Source organism: Streptomyces lincolnensis, assembly GCF_001685355.1.
In the GTDB taxonomy this organism is placed as follows: domain Bacteria; phylum Actinomycetota; class Actinomycetes; order Streptomycetales; family Streptomycetaceae; genus Streptomyces; species Streptomyces lincolnensis.
Genome location: NZ_CP016438.1, coordinates 4,965,096 through 4,985,923 on the forward strand (window position 1 = coordinate 4,965,096; position 20,828 = coordinate 4,985,923).

Genomic DNA, 20,828 nt, shown 5'->3' on the forward strand with positions numbered 1-20,828 from the left:
GGATGTCGAGAACGTGTCATCGGCTCCGTCCCAGGGACATCAGCGGCCACCACCGGCCGCACACGGAAGAAGGAGAAACCAGCATGGCCATTCAGCGGATGGACAACGTCGGCATCGTCGTCGAGGACATGGACGCCGCCATCGCGTTCTTCGTGGAGCTCGGCATGGAACTGGAGGGCAGGGCGGAGGTCACGGGCCCCGTCGCCGACCAGTGCACCGGCCTGGAAGGCGTCCGCTGTGACGTGGCGATGGTCCGGACCCCGGACGGCAACAGCCGGCTCGAACTGTCGAAGTACCACACCCCCGCGGCGATCAGCGCCGGACCGCGCGACCGCCCGCACAACATCCTGGGCACGCACCGCGTCATGTTCGCCGTCGACGACATCAAGGACACCATCGCCCGCCTGCGCCCTCACGGCTCCGAAGTCCTCGGCGACATCGCCCGCTTCGAGGACAGCTACCTGCTCTGCTACGTCCGCGGCCCGGAGGGCATCATCATCGGCCTGGCCGAGCAACTGCACTGAGAAGAACGAGAAAGGCCCCGGGATGATCTCCCGGGGCCTTCGTCCTGTGTGCACTCGGCAGGATTCGAACCTGCAACCTTCTGATCCGTAGTCAGATGCTCTATCCGTTAAGCTACGAGTGCTTGTGTTCTGTTTTATGTGTCTTCGCTTCTTGCCCGTCCGGGCCGCTCGCGGCGACAGGAAGAACATTACATGACTGCCGCCGTCATGTGAAATCCATTGGCCATACCCCTTGTGACCTGCGGAAACGTTGGTTTGGAGGGGGTACGACGAAGCCCCGGTCCGCGGGACCGGGGCTTCGTGATCTGGTGCGGAGGCGGAGGGATTTGAACCCTCGATGGGATTGAAGTCCCAAACCGCATTAGCAGTGCGGCGCCATAGACCGGACTAGGCGACGCCTCCCGCACAGCCGCCCGCGCGAGCGCGAGTGGTGCGTGCAGATGATGACACAGTCGAGCGCGGTGTCACCAATCGCCTCCCACGGTACTAGGCAGGCGGGCCGCAGGGCAAAGCGCTTGTCGGCGCTTCACCGAGCCCTTCACCGAGCCCTTCGCCGAGCCCTTCGCCGAGCCCCTCACCGGGCCCTGCGTCGCGGTGCGCAACGTCCGTCGGGCCGCGGCGTTAGTCAGGTCATGTCACACGTCAGCTCACAGGTCATGTCACAGGTCACCCGGCTCCTTCTCCTCGCCGGCTCCGTCGGGTCCGTCGTCGCCGCGTCCGCGGTCCCCGCCGTCGCCGTCTCACCCCTCGCACCCCCGCCCGTCCGCGACGAGGACCGGACGGCGGTCCGCGGCGATCACCTCACGGTCACCGTGCGGAACGCGGGAGGCGGTGCGGACGGACGGTTCGAGCTGGACTGCCATCCCTCCGAGGGCAGCCACCCCGACGCCGGTGGCGCCTGTGCCGTCATGGACCGCAGCACCCGGTGGGGGAAGGACGGCTTCGCCCCGGTGCCGAAGGGGAGCATGTGCACCATGCAGTACGGCGGCCCGGCCACCGCACATGTCACCGGGACCTGGGCCGGGCGACCGGTCGACGCGCGCTTCGACCGCAGCAACGGCTGCGAGATCGGGCGGTGGGACCGGCTCGTTCCGCTGCTGCCCCAGTTGGGCCGGTAGCCCGCCATGGCGGGGCCGCTCCCGGACCCGCCCCCGCCGGGCCGGTGACCCCCACGACAGGGCCCCACCCGCACCTCCGACCCCGGCACCGGCATTTCGGGGCGGAATCCCCGATGCCGTAAAGGAGCGTGAAGAGCTCGCGATGCCACGACATGGGGTCACACGTTCTACGTCACTTCGTCGTGCGACCTCCCTCTCATCCGGCGTCGCGAGCGCAACCGCTGCCTTTAGACTCCCTCGCGTGACACGCCGCGGGCAGGTTGGCAAGATGGCCCGAGCGGTCGGCAAGGTGCGGTAACAGGGAGGAAGCGTCTCGTGAGCAGCAGGCCATCCCGAGGCGCTGCTCGCCTCGCAGCCATACTCGACGCGCTTCCCGATGCGTTGGTGCTGGTCAACGCCAATGGGACCGTGGTCAACGCGAACACCATCGCGCTGGAGGCCTTCGAGGCCCCGGGGACGGCTCTGGTGGGGCGAGGGCTGCTCGATCTGCTGCCGCAGTTCGACTCCAAGCTCATCCCCGGCTCGATGCGCCGGCCGGACCACATGGATCCGCGCGGGCGGACCAAGCCGACCCGGATGGTCGCGCGGCGCACCGACGGGACCGAGTTCCCGGTCGAGGTCACCAGCGCGAACCTGGAGAACGGCCAGCAGGCCTACGACAGCTACGGCTATGGCAGCGACGAGCTGCTGATGCTCGTCGTACGGGATCTCACCGGGACCGTGGACACCGAGGCCGAACTGGCCCGTTCACAGCGGCAGACCGAGATGATCCTGCGGGCAGCCTCCGAGGGCGTCGTGGGGACGGACACCGACGGGCGGATCGTCCTCGTCAACCCGGCCGCCGCTCAGATACTGGGTTATCGGGCCAGCGATCTCGGCGGGCGGGAGCTGCACGATCTGGTGCTGCACTCGCGGGCCGACGGGACTCCCTTCTCGTACGAGGAGTCGCCGCTCGCCGACACCCTGCGCTCCGGGCGCAAGCACCGGGTGCGCGGGCAGGTGCTGTGGTCGAAGAAGGGCGAGAAGGTCCCGGTGGACCTGACGACCGCGCCCGTCCGCGACGGCGACCAGCTCGTCGGCGCCGTGCTGACCTTCACCGACCGGCGGCCCTACGACGCGCTCGCCGAGGAGAAGGAGACGGTCGAGAAGCGGCACGCCGCGGAGCTGGAGAGGCTCTCCGAGGAGCACGCCTCCGAGCTGACCGCGCTGCGCCAGAAGCACGTGACCGAGCTGGAGGACCTCCAGGAGCAGCACGAGGAGGAACTCGCCGCGGGCGAGGAGCGCTACGCCGCGCTCGGCGAGCGGGAGAAGGACCGGTACGAGGCCCTGTCGGGGCGGTACGAGCAGCTCCTCACGCTGCTCGCGCAGTCGCTGCGCGGGCCCCTCGACGAGCTGCGCCGCGAACTGTCCGCGCTGGCCGCCGACGACGCCGGGCAGCTGTGGCCCGAGGCGAACCAGGTGCTGCACCACCTGTCCGCCGGCTACTCGCGGATCACCACCCTCATCGACAACGTCCTCGGCTACCAGCGGATCGACAACGGCACGGCCGGTATCACCCGCACGAAAGTGATGCTCGACGCGGTCGTCGCGGCGGGCGTCGACGGAGCCGTGGAGCTGATCGGTCCCGGCCGGGTCCAGTTCGCCGTGCACGCCCCGCCGATCGAGGCCGAGGTCGACCCGCGGCTGCTGGCCACCGCCCTCGCGCACCTGGTCGCGGACGTCGCCGGCGTCGACGCGACCGGCAACGCGCCCGTCTCGGCGGGCGGTTACATGGACAACACGGTGGTCGTGGCGGCGGCGCAGCGCGGCGAGGTCGTCCGCATCGAGGTGCGCGGGCCGTACGCCGGCGGGGACCCGGTGCACGAACCGATCGTGCGCGGGATCGTGCGCGCCCACGGTGGTGTGTTGCAGACCCATGAAGTGCCGGGCATGAGTGGTAGTGCCTACGTCCTCGAAGTGCCCATCGGTGGTGGGGCCGGGGCTGTCGCGGCCCCCGGTCCGGCGGCGCTGGAGGCGGCCGGCGCCCAGACCGCACCGCCCGCACCTCCTGTGTCACCCGAGCAGGCCGGTGGCGGTCGGCGGCGGGCCCGGCGGTCCTCCACGGACGCCTTCCTCGACGCCGAGCAGGCCGAGCACGCCGACGGCGAGGGCGCCGAGGCGGACCCCACGGCACCGACCGGGCGGCGCAGGCGGCGGGCCGCCGCACAGACAGCGGGGGCCGTTCCGGCCCAGGCGGCGGGGGAGGCCGGCGACGGCTCCGGCGGTACTGGGCGGCGCCGTGGGCGGCCCGCCGAGGGCGCGGACATGACCGGTGACGGCATGACCGGTGAGGACGGCGACGCGGGCGCCGGTGTCTCGGAGGGAGCCGTCGTCACGGCCGCCGAGCACGCCGCCGGGACCGCGGCCGTGGGATCCGGACTCGGCGGGACGGTGCCGCCCCAGGGCGTGCCCGCGCCCGGCGGACGGCGGACCCGGCCCGACGGCGGCGAGCAGCACGCGTTGCCGCCGGCCCTGCCCGCGGTGGCCTCCGGCGATCCGGCGCAGGCACAGGCACAGGACCACGGTCCCGATGCCTCCGTCGATGATCCGCAGCAGCCGACCGGGCGGCGTCGGCGTGCGCTGGCCGCAGCCTCCGAGCGCGCAGCCGCGCAGGAGGCGGGGCCCCGCGCGGTGTTCGCCCTGCCACCGGCGGCGGCCGACCGGCCGGACGCGGACCCGGCCCAGGTGGCTCAGGCTCAGGCGCAGATGCAGGCGCAGGTGCCCGGACAAGCGCAGGCTCCGGCACAGGTTCCGGTTCAGGTGCCCGGCCAGGGTGGTCCCGGAGACGCCCCCGTCGACGACGGGCGGCACGACGCCGTGCCGTCCAGCCAGGCCGACGACCACACCCCGCCGCAGCCGCACCCCACCAACGCGCCTACGGGGCGTCGCCGCCGGGCCGTCGGCCAGCGCGCGGAGACGGAGGCCCCCGGGGCGCCCGCACAGGAGATTCCGGCGCAGGGTACGGCCGTCCCCGCCGCCGGGGCGGTGCCGGTCCAGGCCGGTGTTCCCCAGCCGGGCGTGCCCCAGGCCCGCGCGGCCCAGACCGCCCAGACCGCCCCGCCCGGACAGGCCGTGACGGCCGGTCAGGGCGGGCAGCAGGTCCAGCCGGGGCAGCCAGTCCAGCCGGGGCAATCGGTTCAGCCGGGTGCCCCCGTCGTCGCTCCCGGTGCGACCGTCCATGGTGTGCAGATGGCCCCCGGCCTGCAGGTTCCGGCTCAGGCCGCGGCCGGCCAGGCGGTGCCGGCCCAGGGAACAGCGGCACCGGCCCCCGGCGGCCCGGTGCCCGTCTCCGCGCAGGGCATGGCCGGGCAGCCGATGCCCGGCCAGGTGGCACCCGGCCAGCAGGCAGCCGTGCCCGGACAGGTCCTCCCCAACCAGGCCCTCCCTGCTGAGGGCATGCCCAACCCGTCCGGAGCCGGTCAGCCGCTTCCCGCCGAGGCCGCACCCGGGCAGCAGCCCGGCGTCCCTGGTCAACTCGCCGTTCCCGGGCAGCCGGTCGCCCCGGTCCAGCACGCCGTTCCGGGGCAGATGGCCCCTGGCCAGGCGGTCCCGGCCCAGGGCCCGGCCGCCCCAGGCGCCGCCGCGCCCGGTACCCCCGCCCAAGGCCCCCCGGCCCCGCAGCCGTGGCCCGGTACTGGGGACACCTCCGGCGCCGAGACACCCGTACCGCCGAACGGCGCCGCCACTCCGGTGAACCCGCAGGCGCCCGCCGGGCCCGTGCCGCCCCAAGGCATGCCCGCGACGGTGCCCCCGAACGGCCCCGTGCCACCGAACGGCGTCGCACCCCCCGCGACCCAGAACCCGCAGGCCCAGACGCCTCAGGCGCCCGCCCCCGGCGCGCCCCTCCCTCCCGAGGCCGGCGCCGCGCGGGCCCGGGCGGCTCAGCCGTTGCCCGCCGAGGCCGCGGCCGAGGCGCCGGTGGACCCGAACTCCACGCAGGGCAGGGCGATCAGTGTGCGGACCTTGGGTCAGGGGGTGCCGTTCACCCGGCAGGCCCAGGCGACCCAGCAGACGGCGCCCGCACCGCACCCTCCGCACCCGTCGACGTCCACGCCTCCGCCCGGCCAGCCGGGCGGTTCGGGTCGGCGGCGCAAGCTCGGTACGCGGCCCGACCCGGCCGCCGGGCAGCCGGAGCAGGCGGCCCGTCCGCACCCGACGGCCGAGCAGAACGCCGTACCGGCGCAGGCCCAGCCGCAGCCGCAGCACTCGTTGGCCGGGCAGTCCCGGCTGGCGCAGGTGACCGAGGGGACCGGGCGGTCGTACGCCATAGGGGCGCCGGACGAGAACGCGGCCGAAGGGCCCGAGCCGCTGGACGGTCCCGGTGGGGCCGTCGAGGTGGCGGATACGCCGCGACCGCAGCCGATGGACGACGAACTGCCGCCGGAGCCGCTGGACAATCCGCGGCGGCTGCTGGTGTGGCCGGCGCCGGACGTGACCACGCAGCAGGCGCTGAGCGACCGGGGCTACCGGCCGGTGATCGTGCACTCGCGCGAGGAGGTCGACGCGCAGATCGCGGCCTTCCCCGCCGCGCTGTTCGTGGACCCGCTGACCGGCCCGATCACCCGTACCGCGCTCCAGTCACTGCGGCAGGCGGCCGTCGCGGCCGAGGTGCCGGTGCTGGTCACGGCCGGGCTCGGGCAGGCCTCGCGCGAGGCGGCCTACGGCGCCGACCCCGCCGTCCTGCTGAAGGCGCTCGCGCCGCGGGACAGCGAGCAGCATCCGCCGCGGGTGCTGCTGATCGAGGAGCACGCGGAGATCGCGCTGGCGCTGACGGCGACGCTGGAGCGGCGCGGGATGCAGGTCGCGCGGGCCGCGAGCGACACGGACGCGGTGACGCTGGCCGGGCAGCTCAGGCCGAACCTGGTCGTGATGGACCTGATGCAGGTGCACAAGCGGCGGGCCGGGATCCTCGACTGGCTGCGGGCGAACGGGCAGCTCAACCGCACCCCGCTCGTCGTCTACACGGCCGCCGTCGACCAGGCCGACCTGCCGCGGCTGGCGTCCGGCGAGACGGTCCTCTTCCTCGCCGAACGCTCGACCAGCGCGGAAGTGCAGTCGCGGATCGTGGACCTGCTCGCGCGGATCGGCACCAACTAGCCCCTCACCGGGAGGGGCCGGCGGGCCGCTACTTCGCGATCAGTCGCCGTGCCGCCTCTCTCACCGAGGCCCGTAGGCGTTCTCGGTCCGCGGGCTCGGCGCCGATCAGGATGCGCTTCATCTGCGGGACGACGGCGGCCCAGTTGGCCAGGGCGATCAGCAGGAAGAGCAGGTCGCGGGCCGGGACGGCGTCGGTGACGATGCCGCGGTCCTGGCCGTCCCGGAGGCTCGCGACCTTGCGGCGGTAGTGCTCCTGGCGTTCGGCCTCGTCGGGCAGCTCGGTCGTGGCGCCGTACTCCAGGCCCTCCCAGAAGAGCAGGCGCAGCACCTCGGGATGGACCTCGTGGTAGTCCATCACGCGGTCGATCCAGCCCTCGATGTCGTCCGGGTCGACGGGGACGGCGACGGCCAGGTCGAGCATGGCCTTGCCCAGGACCTGCGTGAACAGCTCCGCCTTGTTGCCGAAGTAGGCGTAGATGAGCTGCTTGTTGGCCTTGGCGTCGGTCGCGATGCGGTCGATGCGGGCGCCGGCGATGCCATGGCGGGCGAACTCCGACACCGCCGCCTCGAAGATCCGGGCTCTGGTGGCCTCGGGGTCCCTTGCTGCCATGGGGCCAGGGTAGCGCGGCAAGTAACCAACCGTTTGGTTGACAGGGAATCGACGGCCGCGCCAGACTGTTGTGCTGTTCCAACCAACCAGTTAGTTGTTATAGCTCGCTCTAAGGAGACAGGTCCGGTCATGCCGACAGCCACCGTCGCCGCCCGGCGGTCCGCCCGGGTTCCCACGCGCCGCGCGGACTCCCTCCTCCTCGTCCTCATCGCGCTCTGCACCGCCGTCACGGCCGCCAACATCTACCTCGCGGCCCCGCTGTTCCCCCTCATCGCCCACGACTTCGGCTCGACCCCCTCCGCCGTGGCCTGGATCGCCTCGGTCGCGCAGTTCGGCTACGCCGCCGGCCTCCTCGTCTTCGCCCCGCTCGGCGACAGCGTGAACCGGCGCCGCCTGGTCGGCGTCCTGTCCCTGGTCGCGGCCGTGGCACTGGGCGCGGGCGCGACGGCCTCCGGGACCACCGCTCTGGCCGCCGCCGTCCTCGTCGCCTCCGCGGCCACCGTCGTCCCGCAGCTGCTCGTCCCGCTGGTCGCCCAGCGGGCCCCCGCCGATCGCCGCGCCCGCCATGTCGCGGCCGTGATCGCGGGCCTGTTCACCGGGATCGTGGCGGCCCGCGTGCTCGGCGGACTGGCCGGGCAGGCCTTCGGCTGGCGGTGGGTGTTCGTGGGCGCGGCCGCGCTGACCGCCCTCCTCGGACTGGCCACGGCCTACGCCCTGCCCGTCGAGGAACGCCGCCGCTCCGGCCCGCTGTTCTCCGGGCTCACCGCCCTGCCGTCCGTCGTCCGCCACTCGCCCGACCTGTGGCGCGCGTGCGTACGCCAGGCCGGGATGTTCGGCGCCTGGAGCGCCCTGTGGACCTCCCTCGCCCTGCTGCTCACCGGGTCGGCGTACGGCCTGTCGACCGCGACCGCCGGTCTCTTCGGTCTCTTCGGGCTGGCCGCCACCGTCGTGGCGCCCCTGGCGGGCGGGTTCGTGGACCGGTTCGGCGCCGCCAAGGTCGTACGGTCCGCCTTCGCCCTCGCCGCCCTGTCCGTGCCGCTGTTCTGGCTCGGCGGGCACGTGATGTGGGCCCTGTTCGTGGCCGCGATCGCCGTCCACGCGGCGCTCGTCGCCTCCCACGTCGCCAACCAGACCCTCGCCCTGACCACCACCTCCACCCCCGCGACCGCCAACACCGCCTACGTCGTCTCCGGCTTCGCCGGCGGCGCCCTAGCCTCGGCCCTCGCCGGCTCGGCCTTCACCCACTTCGGGTGGGGCGGGGTCTGCGCGGTGGCGGGGGCGTGGCTGGTGCTGGGGTGGGTGACTACTTCGGTACGACGGTGACGTAGTGGACAGGGGTGGTTCTACGGGTTCTACGGGTTCTACGGTGGGCAGAGGCGCCTTGGTGCTTCTGCCCACCGTGTTGCCGTACCCCTGTGTTGCCGGACCGCAGCGTCGTCGTACCGCCGTGGGTCGGTCGGGTCAGAGCTTGGTGATGTCCAGCTCTCCGGCCGCGTACCGCCTGCGCAGGACCTTCTTGTCGAACTTGCCCACGCTGGTCTTCGGCACCGCCTCGACGATCGTCCAGCGCTCCGGGAGCTGCCACTTGGCGATGTGGCCCTCGTCGGCGAGGAAGGCGCGCAGGGTCTCGAAGTCGGCGGTGGCGCCCTCCTTGAGGACGACGGTGGCGAGGGGGCGCTCACCCCACTTGTCGTCCGGGACGGCGACCACGGCGGCCTCGGCGACGGCCGGGTGGGACATCAGGGCGTTCTCCAGCTCGACCGAGGAGATCCACTCGCCGCCGGACTTGATGACGTCCTTGGCGCGGTCGGTCAGGGTGAGGAAGCCGTCGGGCGAGATGGTGCCGACGTCACCGGTCTTCAGCCAGCCGTCCTCGCTGAACTTGTCCACGGGGCGCAGGGGTTCGGCGTCCGGGCCGTTGTAGTAGGCGCCCGCGATCCAGGGGCCGCGTACCTCCAGCTCACCGGCCGACTCGCCGTCCCAGGGCAGGCGCTCGCCGCCGGGTCCGGTCAGGCGTGCCTCGACGCTCGTCGGGAAACGGCCCTGGGTGAGGCGGTACCCGAACTCCTCCTCCGTACCGATCGTGTGGGCCGGCGGGCGGGCGACCGTGCCGAGCGGGGAGGTCTCCGTCATGCCCCAGGCGTGGCAGACCCGCATGCCCAGCTTGTCGAACGCCTCCATGAGCGCGGGCGGACAGGCCGAGCCGCCGATGGTGACCTGGCCGAGGGACGAGACGTCCCGGGGCCTGGCCGTGAGTTCGGCGAGGAGGCCCTGCCAGATGGTGGGGACGGCGGCCGCGTGCGTCGGCTTCTCCCGCTCGATCATCTCGGCGAGCGGCGCGGGCTGGAGGAAGCGGTCCGGCATCAGCATGTTGACGCCGGTCATGAAGGTCGCGTGCGGCAGACCCCAGGCGTTGACGTGGAACTGCGGGACCACGATCAGCGAGGTGTCCTGGTCGGTCAGGCCCATCGACTGGGCCATGTTGACCTGCATGGAGTGCAGGTAGACCGAGCGGTGGGAGTAGATGACGCCCTTGGGGTCGCCCGTCGTGCCGGAGGTGTAGCACATGGCGGCGGCCTGGCGTTCGTCCAGCTCCGGCCAGTCGTACGTCGTCGGCTTCCCGGCGAGGATCTCCTCGTACTCGTGCACCTGGACGTCCGCGCCGGCGAGCAGGCCACGGTCACCGGGCCCGGACACGACCACGTGCTCGACCGTCTTGAGGTGCGGGAGCAGCGGGGCCAGCAGGGGGAGCAGCGAACCGTTGGCGATCACGACCTTGTCCGCCGCGTGGCCCACGATCCAGGCCAGCTGTTCGGGCGGGAGGCGGAGGTTGAGCGTGTGCAGGACCGCGCCCATGGAGGGGATCGCGAAGTAGGCCTCGACATGCTCGGAGTTGTTCCACATGAGGGTCGCCACCCGGTCGTCGGCGGCGACGCCGAGGTCCTCGCGCAGCGCGTGCGCCAACTGGGCGGCTCGGGTACCGATCTCGGCGAAGGAGCGGCGGTGCGGCTCGTCCTCACCGGTCCAGGTGATCACCTGCGAGGTGCCGTGGATGGTGGATCCGTGAACCAGGATCCTCGAGATCAGCAGCGGTACGTCCTGCATCGTGCTCAGCACGGCGTGCCTCCCGGGCGACATTGCCTACGCGGCAGTAAGGGCTGCGGTCATTCTGCGCACATACCAATCGGTACGTCACTAGCTGCAACGGATCGGTTTGCCGAGATCGGGGGTTGCCGACCGGTGGGCACCGCTGGTGGATCAGCCGATCCCTCGGCTGATGGGTCAGTCGAAGGATCGGCCGGTGGATCACCGGGGCCGGATCACATGAACGGCACGTTCACGCAGGCGAGCCGAGGGCCGGCGGTACCGGCGTGACCGGCGTGGGTGGCGGTGGCCTGCTCGTGGATCACCACGGAACGGGCCCCTCCGTCACGGAAGCGCCAGTCCACGGTGGCTATGGAGCGGGCGGAGCCGTCCTTGTTGGCGGCCAGGTCCAGCCACACCTCGTTGTCCGCGTTGGCGTACGCGGGGTCGACAGAGGGCTGCGTCGGGTCCGCCTTGTCCTGGTAGTGCGGTCCGGCGTCCGCCGGCAGCTTGCCGCACGGCTTGGTGTGGACGTGGGCGCCGTAGACGCGGTCGGCACCGAGGTCCCGGACGCGCAGCTCGATCCGGGTCCCGCCGTCGCGCCGCAGCTCCTCCTTGACCTGGACCCGGGCGCCCACGGGCACCCGCGCGGTGTCGTACGTGACCGCCTGCGCCCACTGCGCCGCACTCACCGGGGCGAAGACCGTGCCGACGACCAGCTTGGGCACGGGGCCCTTCGCGTCCTTCGACGGCTCGTCGGCGCTGGCGCTCGCGGTGATACCAGCGGCGCCCGCCACCGCGAGGACACCGGCGGCGGCGAGGAGGATGCCCTTGCTTCTGGGCGTGATCTTGTGCCTGGACATGCGCTTTTCTCCAGTACGTGGGGGTGCCGCGCTGCCGCACGCAGGCGGATACGGCGCGGACATACAGGCGCCTGGAAAAGATTTGGGCGCCTTATGACTTGATCTGGAGATTAGCGGGGTGAAATTGGCCCCTCAGGACTTCTACCGGGGGGTACTGGGGAGAGACCGTAGAGGCCCGCCTCTCGGCCAACCGCCGCCCACCTACCGCACAAGCCCCAGCTCGGGGTCCTCCCGCAACTTCCCCAACGCCCGGGACACCGCCGACTTCACCGTCCCCACCGAAACGTCGAGCACCTCCGCGGTCTGCACCTCGCTGAGGTCCTCGTAGTACCTCAGGACGACCATCGCCCGCTGCCGCGCGGGCAGCCGCATGATCGCGCGCCACATCGCGTCGTGCAGCGCCTGCTGCTCGGCCGGGTCGTCGCTTCCGGTCACCGGCTCCGGCTCGGGCAGCTCGTCGCAGGCGAACTCGTCCACCTTGCGCTTGCGCCACTGCGAGGTGCGCGTGTTCAGCAGCGCCCGGCGGACATAGCCGTCCAGCGCTCGATGGTCCTCGATGCGCTCCCAGGCGACGTAGGTCTTGGTGAGCGCGGTCTGCAGCAGGTCCTCCGCGTCGCTCGGGTTCGCGGTCAGCGACCGGGCGGTACGCAGCAGCACCGGCTGGCGGGCCTTCACATACGAAGCGAACGACGGGTACGGAAGAGTCCGCGTCGCCGGGCCTGCGGCCTTCGAAGCGCTGGTGCAGACGAGTGTGGTCATGGCTCTACGCTAGGTACGAGGGCGGCTCCGGCGGATCGGCCGCAGGTCCCGAAGACGAGTCCCCCTCAGGTTGTAGGGGTGGGGTTGACTCCACCTCCTGAAGGTGGACGAGAGGGCCCGGGGTACTGCGGGATTACCCCTGGGGGTCATGCGCCCTCACCGGTCCGAGGTGAGCACCAGGCCCGACGTCGGCACCCCTGTCCCCGCCGTCACCAGGACGCGCTCGGCGCCCGGTATCTGGTTCGCCGCGGTGCCCCGCAGCTGGCGCACTCCTTCCGCCATGCCGTTCATCCCGTGCAGATAGGCCTCCCCCAGCTGTCCGCCGTGGGTGTTCAGCGGGAGCTCCGCGCGGTGGACGAAGTCGGCCGCCTCCCCCTTTCCGCAGAACCCGAACTCCTCCAGTTGCATCAGCACGAACGGTGTGAAGTGGTCGTACAGGATCCCCACGTCGACATCGGCCGGCGTGAGCCCCGAGGTCCGCCACAGCTGGCGGGCGACGACGGCCATCTCCGGCAGGCCGGTCAGGTCGTCCCGGTAGAAGCTGGTCATCTGCTCCTGCCCCCGGCCCGCTCCCTGGGCGGCCGCCGCGACGACGGCGGGCGGGTGCGGCAGATCGCGGGCCCGCTCCACGGAGGTGACGACGAGCGCCTGGCCGCCGTCGGTCTCCTGGCAGCAGTCCAGCAGGCGGAGGGGCTCGACGATCCAGCGGGAGGCCGCGTGGTCGGCGAGGGTGATGGGGCGGCCGTGGAAGTAGGCGGCCGGATTGGTGGCCGCGTGCCCGCGGGCCGTGACGGCCACGTGTCCGAAGGCCTCCGGGGTCAGGCCGTAGGTGTGCAGATACCGCTGGGCCGCCATCGCCACCCAGGACGCCGGGGTGAGCAGCCCGAAGGGAAGGGACCAGCCGAGCGCGACCCCCTCGGCGGACGGCTCCCGGTGCTGCACGCCCGAGCCGAATCTCCGCCCCGACCGCTCGTTGAAGGCGCGGTAGCAGACCACCACCTCGGCGACTCCCGCGGCGATGGCGAGCGCCGCCTGCTGGACGGTGGCGCAGGCCGCGCCGCCGCCGTAGTGGACGCGGGAGAAGAAGGACAGCTCGCCCATGCCGCAGGCCTGGGCCACGGTGATCTCGGGGCTGGTGTCCATCGTGAACGTGACCATCCCGTCCACGTCGTCCGGGCGCAGTCCGGCGTCGTCCAGCGCCGCCCGGACCGCCTCCGCCGCCAGCCGCAGTTCGCTGCGTCCGGAGTCCTTGGAGAACTCCGTGGCCCCGACGCCGACGATCGCCGCCCGTCCGCCGAGGGTGTCCCTGGTCCGTACGCTCATCCCGCCTCCTCGGGGGAGGCGGCCGGGTGGGCCGGGGCGGGCCGGGAGGGCGAGTCGGACGAGTGGGATGAGTGGGATGAATCGGACGGGAGGGTCGGCACGGTGACCGTCACCGTGCCGGTCACATGGCGGCCGATGGTGTTGGCGCCGACCACGCGGACGGTCGCGGTGGCAGCGCCCGTCTCCTCGGTCACCTCCTCGACGGTGGCCGTCAACACCATCGTGTCGCCCGGGTAGTTGGGGGCGCCGAGTCTGATGGCGACCTTGCGGAGGACGGCCCGGGGGCCGAAGTGATCCGTGATGTAGCGGCCGACCAGGCCGTTGGTCGTCAGGATGTTCATGAAGATGTCGGGGGAGCCCTTCTGCCGGGCCAGCTCCGCGTCGTGGTGCACGTCCTGGTAGTCCCGCGAGGCGATCGCCCCGGCGACGACCAGCGTCCGGGTGACCGGGATCTCCAGCGGCGGCAGCGCCTCACCGGGTCGCATACGTCCTCCCCTCCGGCTCCTCGGCGGCGCGGAAGACCGGCAGGACCACCTCGTCGTCGTACCGCTGGAATTCGAGCCGGACCGGTCGGCCGATGCGCACCCGGTCGTGGGGCACTCCGACGATGTTGCTGATCATGCGGACGCCTTCGGTGAGTTCGATCAGCGCTACCGCGTAGGGAGGGTCGAAGGCCGGGAACGGCGGGTGGTGCATGACGACGTAGGAGTAGACCGTGCCCTCGCCCGTCGCCTCCACGGTGTCCCAGTCGGGGCTGCCGCAGGAGCCGCAGCCCGGCAGCCAGGGAAAGCGCAGGGCCGCGCAGTCCGCGCAGCGCTGGATGAGCAGGCGGTGCTGACGGACGCCGTCCCAGAAGCCGGCGTTGTCGCGGTTGACGACCGGGTGGGGGCGCGGGGGCTTCTTCTCCGGGCGGTGCGCGGGGGCGTACTTGAGGATGCGGAACCGGTGGGTGCCGGCGAGCTCCCCGCCGGCCCGGATGTTCATCCGGGTGGTGACGAAGTAGCCCGTGCCCAGCTTGGTCCGCTTCCGCTCCGACACCGACTCGATCACCGTGTCGAAGGTGATCTCGTCGCCGGGCCGGAGGGGTCTGACGTACTCCTGCTCGCAGTCGGTGGCGACGACCGCGGTGCAGCCCGCCTCATCCAGGAGGGCGAGCAGTTCGTCGTACGCCTCCGTCCGGGCCGTGTGGCCGGAGAGGCCGCCCATGGTCCACGCCTGGAGCATGGTGGGCGGGGCGACGGCGTCAGGGCCCGAGTACGCCGGGTTGGTGTCGCCCATCGCCTCGCACCAGTGCCGGATCATGGGCAGGTTGACGGGGTCCTTGCCGGTGCCGGCCACGGCTGAGGGGCGGCCCTCGTAGGCCTTCAGCCGCTTCTCCAGGTCACCCCGGCGCTGTTCCAGGCCGTCCTGGCGCTGGTCCAGGCCCTGCGACCGCTCCTCGTCCATCCTTGGCCCCCTCGCCGTCCCGTGCTCGTCGTCCCCTGCCGCATCGTGTTGTCACTTCTGGTACACCGCAGCCGCCCCTCGGGTTCCCACTCTTCCCGCGACGGTTTCTGACTGTCCGTCAGATACGGTCTCCCGTCAAGGGCGACGGAACCGCACGCGAAAACGCCTGCGCGGCGGCGCCGAAGGCACCGCCGCGCAGACATGTCACACCCCACAGAGCACACCCCGGAGCCGGGGACCCGGCCGGTCCCCGCCCCTCAGATCACCACCACAGCGGGGTGAAGTTGACGGACGTGTTGTCGTTCCCCTGGTTGATGGCCGTGAACGCGGAACCGTTCACCTGGGCGGTGTTGCTCTGGTTCGAGGCACCGGAGCCGACCGCCTGCTGCTGCGTGGTGGACGAGTTGCCGTTGTTGTCCCCGCCGACACCGCTGCCGATGATGCCCGCCGCGGCGTTCGTCACGGACGCGCTCGATCCGTCGTCCGCGATCGCGCCGTTGTCCGCCGTCGCGACGCCGGTGAAGAGCACGGCGGCGAGCGGAAGAGCGGAGACGGCGGCGATGACACGGGCGGTACGGATGCTTGCCATGTTGTTCCTCCAGAACAGGGATTACCCACCGGCACAAGGGCCGGAAAAGCATGAAGTACGGCTTCCACCAGGGCAGTTGGCCGACCGCCTGGCGTGGTGCACGACGTCGCGAGATCAGAATTGCCCACCGAATCCCCGGCGAACCACCCCGGAAGCCGTTATTCGCCCTCAAGCGTGATGACAAGTCGATAAACCCCTTTCGTGACCTACATCCGCAGGTCAGGACGGTAGGGACAGCTCCGCCCCAACTCCCGCAAGAGATGAAGCGTTCCGGCACATTTCCAGCCAATCTGTTCGGCCCGGCGAGTCGGGGCCGATCCCTCTTTCTTTTTTCGAACAGGTGTACGAACATAGAGGTATGGCCACCACCGACCGGCAGGCCACGACGCTGGCCCTCGCACACGCCCTGTCAGCCGCCGAACGCGGACTGGCCGTCATCCCCCTGTCCCGGACGAAACTCCCGGCCCTGCGCTCCCCCCACCGCGACGACCCCGCCGCCCCGCCCTGCCACGGCGAATGTGGCCACTTCGGACACGGGGTCTACGACGCCGCCACCGACCCGGCACGCATCCGCGAACTGTTCGCCGCCGCCCCCTGGGCCACCGGCTACGGCATCGCCTGCGGACTGCCCCCGCACCACCTCATCGGCATCGACCTCGACACCAAGTCCGGCACGAACTCCTCCGCCGCCCTGCGCGAACTGGCCCTGCGCCACCTGTTCACGATCCCCGACACCGTCGTCGTCCTGACCCCGAGCGGCGGCCGCCACCTCTGGCTGAGCGGACCGCCCGACGTCGTCGTCCCCAACTCCGCCGGCCGCCTCGCCCCCGGCATCGACATCCGCGGCGCCGGCGGCTACCTCGTCGGCCCCGGCTCCCGAACCGACCACGGCGAGTACGCCACCGCCCCCGGCACCGCCCACCTCGCCCCCGCGGCCTGCCCGCCCGCGCTGCTGCGCCTGCTGCTCCCGCCGCCCCGCACCCACCAGCCCACCACCCCCGCCTCGGTCGGCGGACACGGCCAGGGACTCGTCCAGTTCGTCCTCGCCGCGCACGAGGGCCAGCGCAACACCCGCCTGTTCTGGGCCGCCTGCCGCGCCTACGAGGACGGCATCGGCCCCGCCCTGGTCGACCCCCTCGTCGAGGCCGCCCTCAACACCGGTCTCACCGAACGCGAGGCCCGCGCGACGATCGCGTCGGCGGCGCGGATGACGGGGCACCGGCCTTGAGAGGTACGCCCGGCATCTGCTCGCAGCGCGGCCGGGACGCGGCCCCGTACGGCCTCGGGGAAGGCATGAGAGACAGCGGCCTCAGGACGAGGCGTGAGAAACACAGGAGCACGATGCACCACCGCCGTCCTAGAGTCCCCACCATGTCCCTGAGCCACGTCGTCCTCACCTCCGGCCGCGCCCTCGACCTCTCCGCGCTCCACCTGTCCTCGACGTACGGCGGGATGCTGGAGGGGTACCCCTGCAAGGTGGTCAACGAGATGACGATCCGGGGGCTGATGCGCGCGGCCGAGCAGGCCTTCCCGTCCACGCCGGTGCACCTCGTGCCGCCGCCCCGCGAGCATCCCGACCAGTACACCGGCGCGTTCGGACCGGTCGAGGTGCTGCCGCGTGTGGCCTGCGTCGGGTCGTTCCGCTCCACGGCGCTGGACCCGGCCCACGATCCGATCCTGTACCGCTCGGCCCTCACAGTCGTCTGGTTCCAGTCCACGCCCCACGTGCCCTCCGACTGCGACGCGGAGCCCGATCTGCGGGACGTGGCGTGGGAGGAACTGGCCGAGGACCACGAGTTGTAGCCCGGGAAATCCAATTCAGCGGGCCGGGGGCGGTGTGCCAGGGTCGGACGGTGACCGTTTCCCGATCAGACCTGCTGCGCCGTCAGTTCGATCTCACCTGGGCACTGTTCGAGTACCACCTCGACCGGCTGGAACCCGAGGACTTCCTGTGGGAACCGGCGCCCCACTGCTGGACGGTCCGCCGGACCGCCGACGGCGCCTGGGTGCCGGACTGGGCGGACACCGAGCCCGACCCGGTCCCCGTGCCCACCATCGCCTGGCTGAGCTGGCACATCGGCTGGTGGTGGAGCGTGACCCTCGACCACACGACGGGCCGCCCGCCCCGAGAGCGCACCGACGTCATCTGGCCCGGCCCCGGAAAACCCACCGTCGAATGGCTCCGCGGCCTCCGCACGGACTGGCTCACCGCCCTCGCCGACCTCACCGAAACCGACCTCGACACCACCGCCCGCTTCCCCCTCCCCGACGACCCCTCCTACACCGTCGCCGACATGCTGGCCTGGGTGAACGCCGAGCTGATGAAGAACGCGGCGGAGATCGGACAGCTGCGGATGCTGCGGGCGGCACGCTCGACGTCCACGTGAGTACGGGACGCCTGCTCCAGACCGGGCCGGCGGTCATGAAGGGCCTTGCGCATCCTCACGCCGAAGGGGTGCCCCGGAACCGGGACACCCCTTCAAGCACTGCGGTGGGTGTGGGATTTGAACCCACGGTGACATCGCTGCCACGACGGTTTTCAAGACCGTTCCCTTAGGCCGCTCGGGCAACCCACCCCGCACCACCGGACGACCGGCAGCGCGGGGACCAGAGTAACCGTTGGCTCGGGTGGGTGGGGGGTCAGCTGTCGCCGGTGCGGGAGGCGAGGGTGAGTTCCACGGTGTGGGTCTTGCCGTCGCGTTCGTAGGTGACGGTGACCTTGTCGCCGGGCTGGTGGGTCCAGATCTCGCCGATGAGGGTGGGGCCGGAGTCGATCACGCGGTCGTCGAGCTTGGTGATGACGTCGCCGGGCTTGAGGCCGGCCTTGGCGGCGGGGCCGCCGGACTCGACCGGGTCGGTGCCGCTGGCGCCCTGCCGGGTGATCTGGGCGCCGCCGGTGCCCTCCTCCAGGGAGACGGAGGCGCCGATCTTGGCGTAGACGGGCTTGCCGGTCTTGATCAGCTCCTGGGCGACGTACTTGGCCTGGTTGATCGGGATGGCGAAGCCGAGGCCGATCGAGCCGGACTGGCTGGTGCCGCCCAGGCCGCCGTTGCTGCTGGACTGGATCGCCGAGTTGATGCCGATCACGTTGCCCTGGGCGTCGAGGAGGGGGCCTCCGGAGTTGCCCGGGTTGATCGAGGCGTCCGTCTGGAGGGCGCTCATGTAGGAGGCGGCGTTGGAGCCGCTGCCGTCGCTGGAGGCCACCGGGCGGTTCTTCGCGCTGATGATGCCCGTCGTCACCGTGTTCGACAGGCCGAAGGGGGCGCCGATCGCGATGGTGGAGTCGCCGACCGCCACCTTGTCGGAGTTGCCGAGGGTCAGCGGCTTGAGGTCGTTCGGGGCGTTCTTGAGCTTGAGGACGGCGACGTCGTAGCCCTGTGCGTGGCCGACGACCTCGGCGTCGTACCTCTTGCCGCTCGGGAAGGTGGCCGTGAGCTTGCCGCCGTCGACCGCGCTGGCGACGACGTGGTTGTTGGTGACGATGTGGCCCTGGGTGTCGAAGACGAAACCGGTGCCGGTGCCGCCCTCGCCGCTGCTGCTCGCGGCCTCGATCGTGACGGTGCTCGGCAGCGCCTTGGCGGCCACACCGGCGACCGTGCCCGGGTCGCGCTTGACGGAGCCGCCGCTGTCGGAGGCGGAGACGGTGGTCGAGGAGCCGTTCTCGTTGTTCTTGGCGAGGGTGTAGCCGAGGCCGCCGCCCAGGCCGCCCGCGACCAGCGCGGCCACCAGGATCCCGGCGACCAGTCCGCCGCGCCCGCTGCGGGGCTTGGGCTCGGGCTGCTGGTAGGCGGCGCCCCACACGCCGGTGGTGCCCCCGGAGCCGCCGTCGGCGTACGACGGGGTGGCCGGAGGCGGCGGGGGCGGCCAGGCGCCCGCACCCTCGGGGCCGGAGCCCTGGCCGTGCGGTGCGCCGCCGGAGCCCGCGGCGGCGTAGGCCGGGGCCTGGCCGGCGTGGACCAGGTGGTCCTGCTCCGGTCGCTGGTCGCCGGGGGTGCCGGACGGGGTCGGCGGGAGGGGAGTCATCGGGGCGTCCGAGCCGGAAGCGGTGTGCTCCTGGGGCGCCGAAGCAGCAGGAGCATCCACCGGCACGGGGGGTGCGGACGGGGCCGGGGGTACCGCGGTGCCCTCGTTCTCGGTGCTCACAGCTTGTCTCCTCGATCCACGGCTGTTGTTGTCGGTCGCACTCGGTCACGCTCTTTCAGGCTGTCGACTGTCACGCTGTCGACGCTCGTCGACGGTCCGGCGCGAATCAGCTGTGCATGTTTTTGTATGTCGTCAGCTTTTCCCACGGGCCGTCAGAGCACCATAAGCGGTGCCTGTGCGTCCACGACCATTCTTTATATAGGTCATCTCAGACATAAAGGATGCAACTTCGAGACGCCCATCCACGCGTACCCGCGCGCGGTGGCACCATGACGCGGTGACCCACGTACGACAGCACCATCCACAGGTGGTCGCCCACCGCGGAGCCTCCGAAGACGCTCCCGAGCACACGCTGGCCGCGTACCGGAAGGCGATCGAGGACGGCGCCGACGCCCTCGAATGCGATGTACGCCTGACCGCGGACGGACATCTCGTCTGCGTCCACGACCGTCGCGTCAACCGTACGTCCAACGGCCGCGGAGCGGTCTCGGCGCTGGAGCTCGCCGACCTCGCCGCGCTGGACTTCGGTTCCTGGAAGACGCGGGACTCCTGGCGGACCCGGGACGAGGAGCCGGACTGGGAGCACCGTCCGGAGGACCGGGAGGAGACCTCGGTCCTGACCCTGGAGCGGCTGCTGGAGCTCGTCGCCGACGCCGGGCGCCGGGTGGAGCTGGCCGTGGAGACCAAGCACCCCACGCGCTGGGCGGGGCAGGTCGAGGAGCGGCTGCTGGTGCTCCTGAAGCGGTTCGGGCTCGACTCCCCGGCCTCGGCCGCCGAGTCGCCGGTGCGGATCATGAGCTTCTCGGCGCGTTCGCTGCACCGGGTGCGGGCGGCCTCGCCGACGCTGCCGACGGTCTATCTGATGCAGTTCGTCTCGCCCCGGCTGCGTGACGGGCGGCTGCCGGCGGGTGTCGGGATCGCGGGGCCGTCGATCCGGATCGTGCGGAACCATCCCGCCTACATCGAGCGCCTGAAGCGGGCCGGTCACCAGGTGCACGTGTGGACCGTGAACGAGCCGGAGGACGTCGATCTCTGTCTCGACCTGGGCGTCGACGCCATCATCACCAACCGCCCGAGCGCGGTGCTGGACCGCCTGGGCCGCTGAGCCACCGGCCGACAGAAGAACGACAGAAGAACGTCGCCCGACAAGGGACACAGCGACCGGTAAAGGCATTTTTGCCGCCGACTGGTAAAGACCTGTGACGAAACTCTTGACCCATCCGTCCCTTTGAC

Annotated in this window: 17 protein-coding genes and 3 tRNA genes; 8 read left to right on the forward strand and 12 right to left on the reverse strand. The window is 71.9% G+C overall.

The genetic code is table 11. From position 1 onward, the window contains the following. Positions 1 to 83 precede the first annotated feature (83 nt). Complete coding sequence (locus SLINC_RS22100; RefSeq protein WP_067435865.1) at positions 84 to 524, forward strand: VOC family protein; 441 nt, start codon at positions 84 to 86, stop codon at positions 522 to 524. A gap of 49 nt (positions 525 to 573) precedes the next feature. On the opposite strand, the gene SLINC_RS22105 is transcribed toward SLINC_RS22100, so the two are convergent. Both SLINC_RS22105 and SLINC_RS22110 read right to left on the reverse strand, forming a co-directional pair. Then, positions 574 to 646: transfer RNA gene (locus tag SLINC_RS22105), tRNA-Arg, on the reverse strand. Positions 647 to 835: 189 nt separating this feature from the next. Further along, positions 836 to 926 (reverse strand) — tRNA-Ser (locus SLINC_RS22110). Between the two features lie 254 nt (positions 927 to 1,180). Between SLINC_RS22110 and SLINC_RS22115 the strand changes: the two genes are divergently transcribed. Together SLINC_RS22115 and SLINC_RS22120 are read left to right on the forward strand one after the other, a co-directional pair. Continuing rightward, the gene (locus SLINC_RS22115) at positions 1,181 to 1,642 is read left to right on the forward strand and encodes an SSI family serine proteinase inhibitor (RefSeq protein ID WP_067435868.1); all 462 of its coding nucleotides are present in this window, start codon (positions 1,181 to 1,183) and stop codon (positions 1,640 to 1,642) included. Positions 1,643 to 1,957: 315 nt separating this feature from the next. Next, positions 1,958 to 6,778, forward strand: a complete 4,821-nt coding sequence (locus tag SLINC_RS22120; RefSeq protein ID WP_079164655.1) for a PAS domain-containing protein — start codon at positions 1,958 to 1,960, stop codon at positions 6,776 to 6,778. A 28-nt stretch (positions 6,779 to 6,806) separates the two neighbouring features. Here SLINC_RS22120 and SLINC_RS22125 read toward each other — a convergent pair whose 3' ends face one another. Beyond that, positions 6,807 to 7,388: a TetR/AcrR family transcriptional regulator gene (locus SLINC_RS22125; protein WP_067435873.1), complete on the reverse strand. Its 582-nt coding sequence runs from the start codon at positions 7,386 to 7,388 to the stop codon at positions 6,807 to 6,809. Positions 7,389 to 7,517: 129 nt separating this feature from the next. Between SLINC_RS22125 and SLINC_RS22130 the strand changes: the two genes are divergently transcribed. Next, positions 7,518 to 8,711 (forward strand): MFS transporter, encoded by a 1,194-nt coding sequence (locus SLINC_RS22130; protein WP_067435876.1) that lies wholly within the window; start codon positions 7,518 to 7,520, stop codon positions 8,709 to 8,711. A gap of 138 nt (positions 8,712 to 8,849) precedes the next feature. Here the strand turns inward: SLINC_RS22130 and SLINC_RS22135 are convergent, their stop codons facing one another. The 7 genes from SLINC_RS22135 to SLINC_RS22165 all read right to left on the reverse strand — a co-directional run bounded on the left by SLINC_RS22135 (position 8,850) and on the right by SLINC_RS22165 (position 15,452). After that, a complete protein-coding gene (locus tag SLINC_RS22135) occupies positions 8,850 to 10,526 on the reverse strand; it encodes a long-chain fatty acid--CoA ligase (RefSeq protein WP_079164656.1) in 1,677 nt (558 codons plus the stop codon). Between the two features lie 182 nt (positions 10,527 to 10,708). Then, positions 10,709 to 11,335 (reverse strand): superoxide dismutase family protein, encoded by a 627-nt coding sequence (locus SLINC_RS22140; protein ID WP_067435882.1) that lies wholly within the window; start codon positions 11,333 to 11,335, stop codon positions 10,709 to 10,711. A 201-nt stretch (positions 11,336 to 11,536) separates the two neighbouring features. Further along, positions 11,537 to 12,094: a SigE family RNA polymerase sigma factor gene (locus SLINC_RS22145; RefSeq protein WP_067435885.1), complete on the reverse strand. Its 558-nt coding sequence runs from the start codon at positions 12,092 to 12,094 to the stop codon at positions 11,537 to 11,539. 156 nt (positions 12,095 to 12,250) lie between these two features. Further along, positions 12,251 to 13,417 (reverse strand): lipid-transfer protein, encoded by a 1,167-nt coding sequence (locus tag SLINC_RS22150; protein WP_067435888.1) that lies wholly within the window; start codon positions 13,415 to 13,417, stop codon positions 12,251 to 12,253. After that, positions 13,414 to 13,902 (reverse strand): MaoC family dehydratase, encoded by a 489-nt coding sequence (locus SLINC_RS22155; protein ID WP_067435891.1) that lies wholly within the window; start codon positions 13,900 to 13,902, stop codon positions 13,414 to 13,416. Before SLINC_RS22155 ends, SLINC_RS22150 begins: the two co-directional genes overlap by 4 nt. Beyond that, positions 13,889 to 14,863, reverse strand: coding sequence for a bifunctional MaoC family dehydratase N-terminal/OB-fold nucleic acid binding domain-containing protein (locus SLINC_RS22160; protein ID WP_079164657.1), 975 nt, complete (start codon positions 14,861 to 14,863; stop codon positions 13,889 to 13,891). Before SLINC_RS22160 ends, SLINC_RS22155 begins: the two co-directional genes overlap by 14 nt. A 262-nt stretch (positions 14,864 to 15,125) precedes the next feature. Continuing rightward, positions 15,126 to 15,452, reverse strand: coding sequence for a hypothetical protein (locus tag SLINC_RS22165; RefSeq protein ID WP_067435893.1), 327 nt, complete (start codon positions 15,450 to 15,452; stop codon positions 15,126 to 15,128). 358 nt (positions 15,453 to 15,810) lie between these two features. On the opposite strand from SLINC_RS22165, the gene SLINC_RS22170 reads away from it, so the two are divergent. The 3 genes from SLINC_RS22170 to SLINC_RS22180 all read left to right on the forward strand — a co-directional run bounded on the left by SLINC_RS22170 (position 15,811) and on the right by SLINC_RS22180 (position 17,839). Then, positions 15,811 to 16,680: a bifunctional DNA primase/polymerase gene (locus SLINC_RS22170; protein ID WP_067435896.1), complete on the forward strand. Its 870-nt coding sequence runs from the start codon at positions 15,811 to 15,813 to the stop codon at positions 16,678 to 16,680. A gap of 143 nt (positions 16,681 to 16,823) precedes the next feature. Next, a complete protein-coding gene (locus SLINC_RS22175; protein WP_067435899.1) occupies positions 16,824 to 17,255 on the forward strand; it encodes a hypothetical protein in 432 nt (143 codons plus the stop codon). Positions 17,256 to 17,305: 50 nt separating this feature from the next. Then, entirely contained in the window at positions 17,306 to 17,839 is a 534-nt protein-coding gene (locus SLINC_RS22180; protein ID WP_067435902.1) for a DinB family protein, read from the forward strand. Between the two features lie 102 nt (positions 17,840 to 17,941). On the opposite strand, the gene SLINC_RS22185 is transcribed toward SLINC_RS22180, so the two are convergent. Together SLINC_RS22185 and SLINC_RS22190 are read right to left on the reverse strand one after the other, a co-directional pair. After that, positions 17,942 to 18,028, reverse strand: a tRNA-Ser gene (locus SLINC_RS22185). Positions 18,029 to 18,092: 64 nt separating this feature from the next. Then, positions 18,093 to 19,595: a S1C family serine protease gene (locus tag SLINC_RS22190; RefSeq protein WP_067435905.1), complete on the reverse strand. Its 1,503-nt coding sequence runs from the start codon at positions 19,593 to 19,595 to the stop codon at positions 18,093 to 18,095. A 277-nt stretch (positions 19,596 to 19,872) separates the two neighbouring features. On the opposite strand from SLINC_RS22190, the gene SLINC_RS22195 reads away from it, so the two are divergent. Then, positions 19,873 to 20,700 (forward strand): glycerophosphodiester phosphodiesterase, encoded by an 828-nt coding sequence (locus SLINC_RS22195; protein WP_067435908.1) that lies wholly within the window; start codon positions 19,873 to 19,875, stop codon positions 20,698 to 20,700. Positions 20,701 to 20,828 lie beyond the last annotated feature (128 nt).

What these genes read in the sequence shown, in the direction of transcription:
- SLINC_RS22100 (WP_067435865.1), top strand. Translation starts at nt 84, where the DNA reads ATGGCCATTCAGCGGATGGACAACGTCGGCATCGTCGTCGAGGACATG.
- SLINC_RS22115 (WP_067435868.1), top strand. Translation starts at nt 1,181, where the DNA reads ATGTCACAGGTCACCCGGCTCCTTCTCCTCGCCGGCTCCGTCGGGTCC.
- SLINC_RS22125 (WP_067435873.1), bottom strand. Translation starts at nt 7,388, where the DNA reads ATGGCAGCAAGGGACCCCGAGGCCACCAGAGCCCGGATCTTCGAGGCG.
- SLINC_RS22130 (WP_067435876.1), top strand. Translation starts at nt 7,518, where the DNA reads ATGCCGACAGCCACCGTCGCCGCCCGGCGGTCCGCCCGGGTTCCCACG.
- SLINC_RS22135 (WP_079164656.1), bottom strand. Translation starts at nt 10,526, where the DNA reads ATGTCGCCCGGGAGGCACGCCGTGCTGAGCACGATGCAGGACGTACCG.
- SLINC_RS22140 (WP_067435882.1), bottom strand. Translation starts at nt 11,335, where the DNA reads ATGTCCAGGCACAAGATCACGCCCAGAAGCAAGGGCATCCTCCTCGCC.
- SLINC_RS22145 (WP_067435885.1), bottom strand. Translation starts at nt 12,094, where the DNA reads ATGACCACACTCGTCTGCACCAGCGCTTCGAAGGCCGCAGGCCCGGCG.
- SLINC_RS22150 (WP_067435888.1), bottom strand. Translation starts at nt 13,417, where the DNA reads ATGAGCGTACGGACCAGGGACACCCTCGGCGGACGGGCGGCGATCGTC.
- SLINC_RS22155 (WP_067435891.1), bottom strand. Translation starts at nt 13,902, where the DNA reads ATGCGACCCGGTGAGGCGCTGCCGCCGCTGGAGATCCCGGTCACCCGG.
- SLINC_RS22160 (WP_079164657.1), bottom strand. Translation starts at nt 14,863, where the DNA reads ATGGACGAGGAGCGGTCGCAGGGCCTGGACCAGCGCCAGGACGGCCTG.
- SLINC_RS22165 (WP_067435893.1), bottom strand. Translation starts at nt 15,452, where the DNA reads ATGGCAAGCATCCGTACCGCCCGTGTCATCGCCGCCGTCTCCGCTCTT.
- SLINC_RS22170 (WP_067435896.1), top strand. Translation starts at nt 15,811, where the DNA reads ATGGCCACCACCGACCGGCAGGCCACGACGCTGGCCCTCGCACACGCC.
- SLINC_RS22175 (WP_067435899.1), top strand. Translation starts at nt 16,824, where the DNA reads ATGTCCCTGAGCCACGTCGTCCTCACCTCCGGCCGCGCCCTCGACCTC.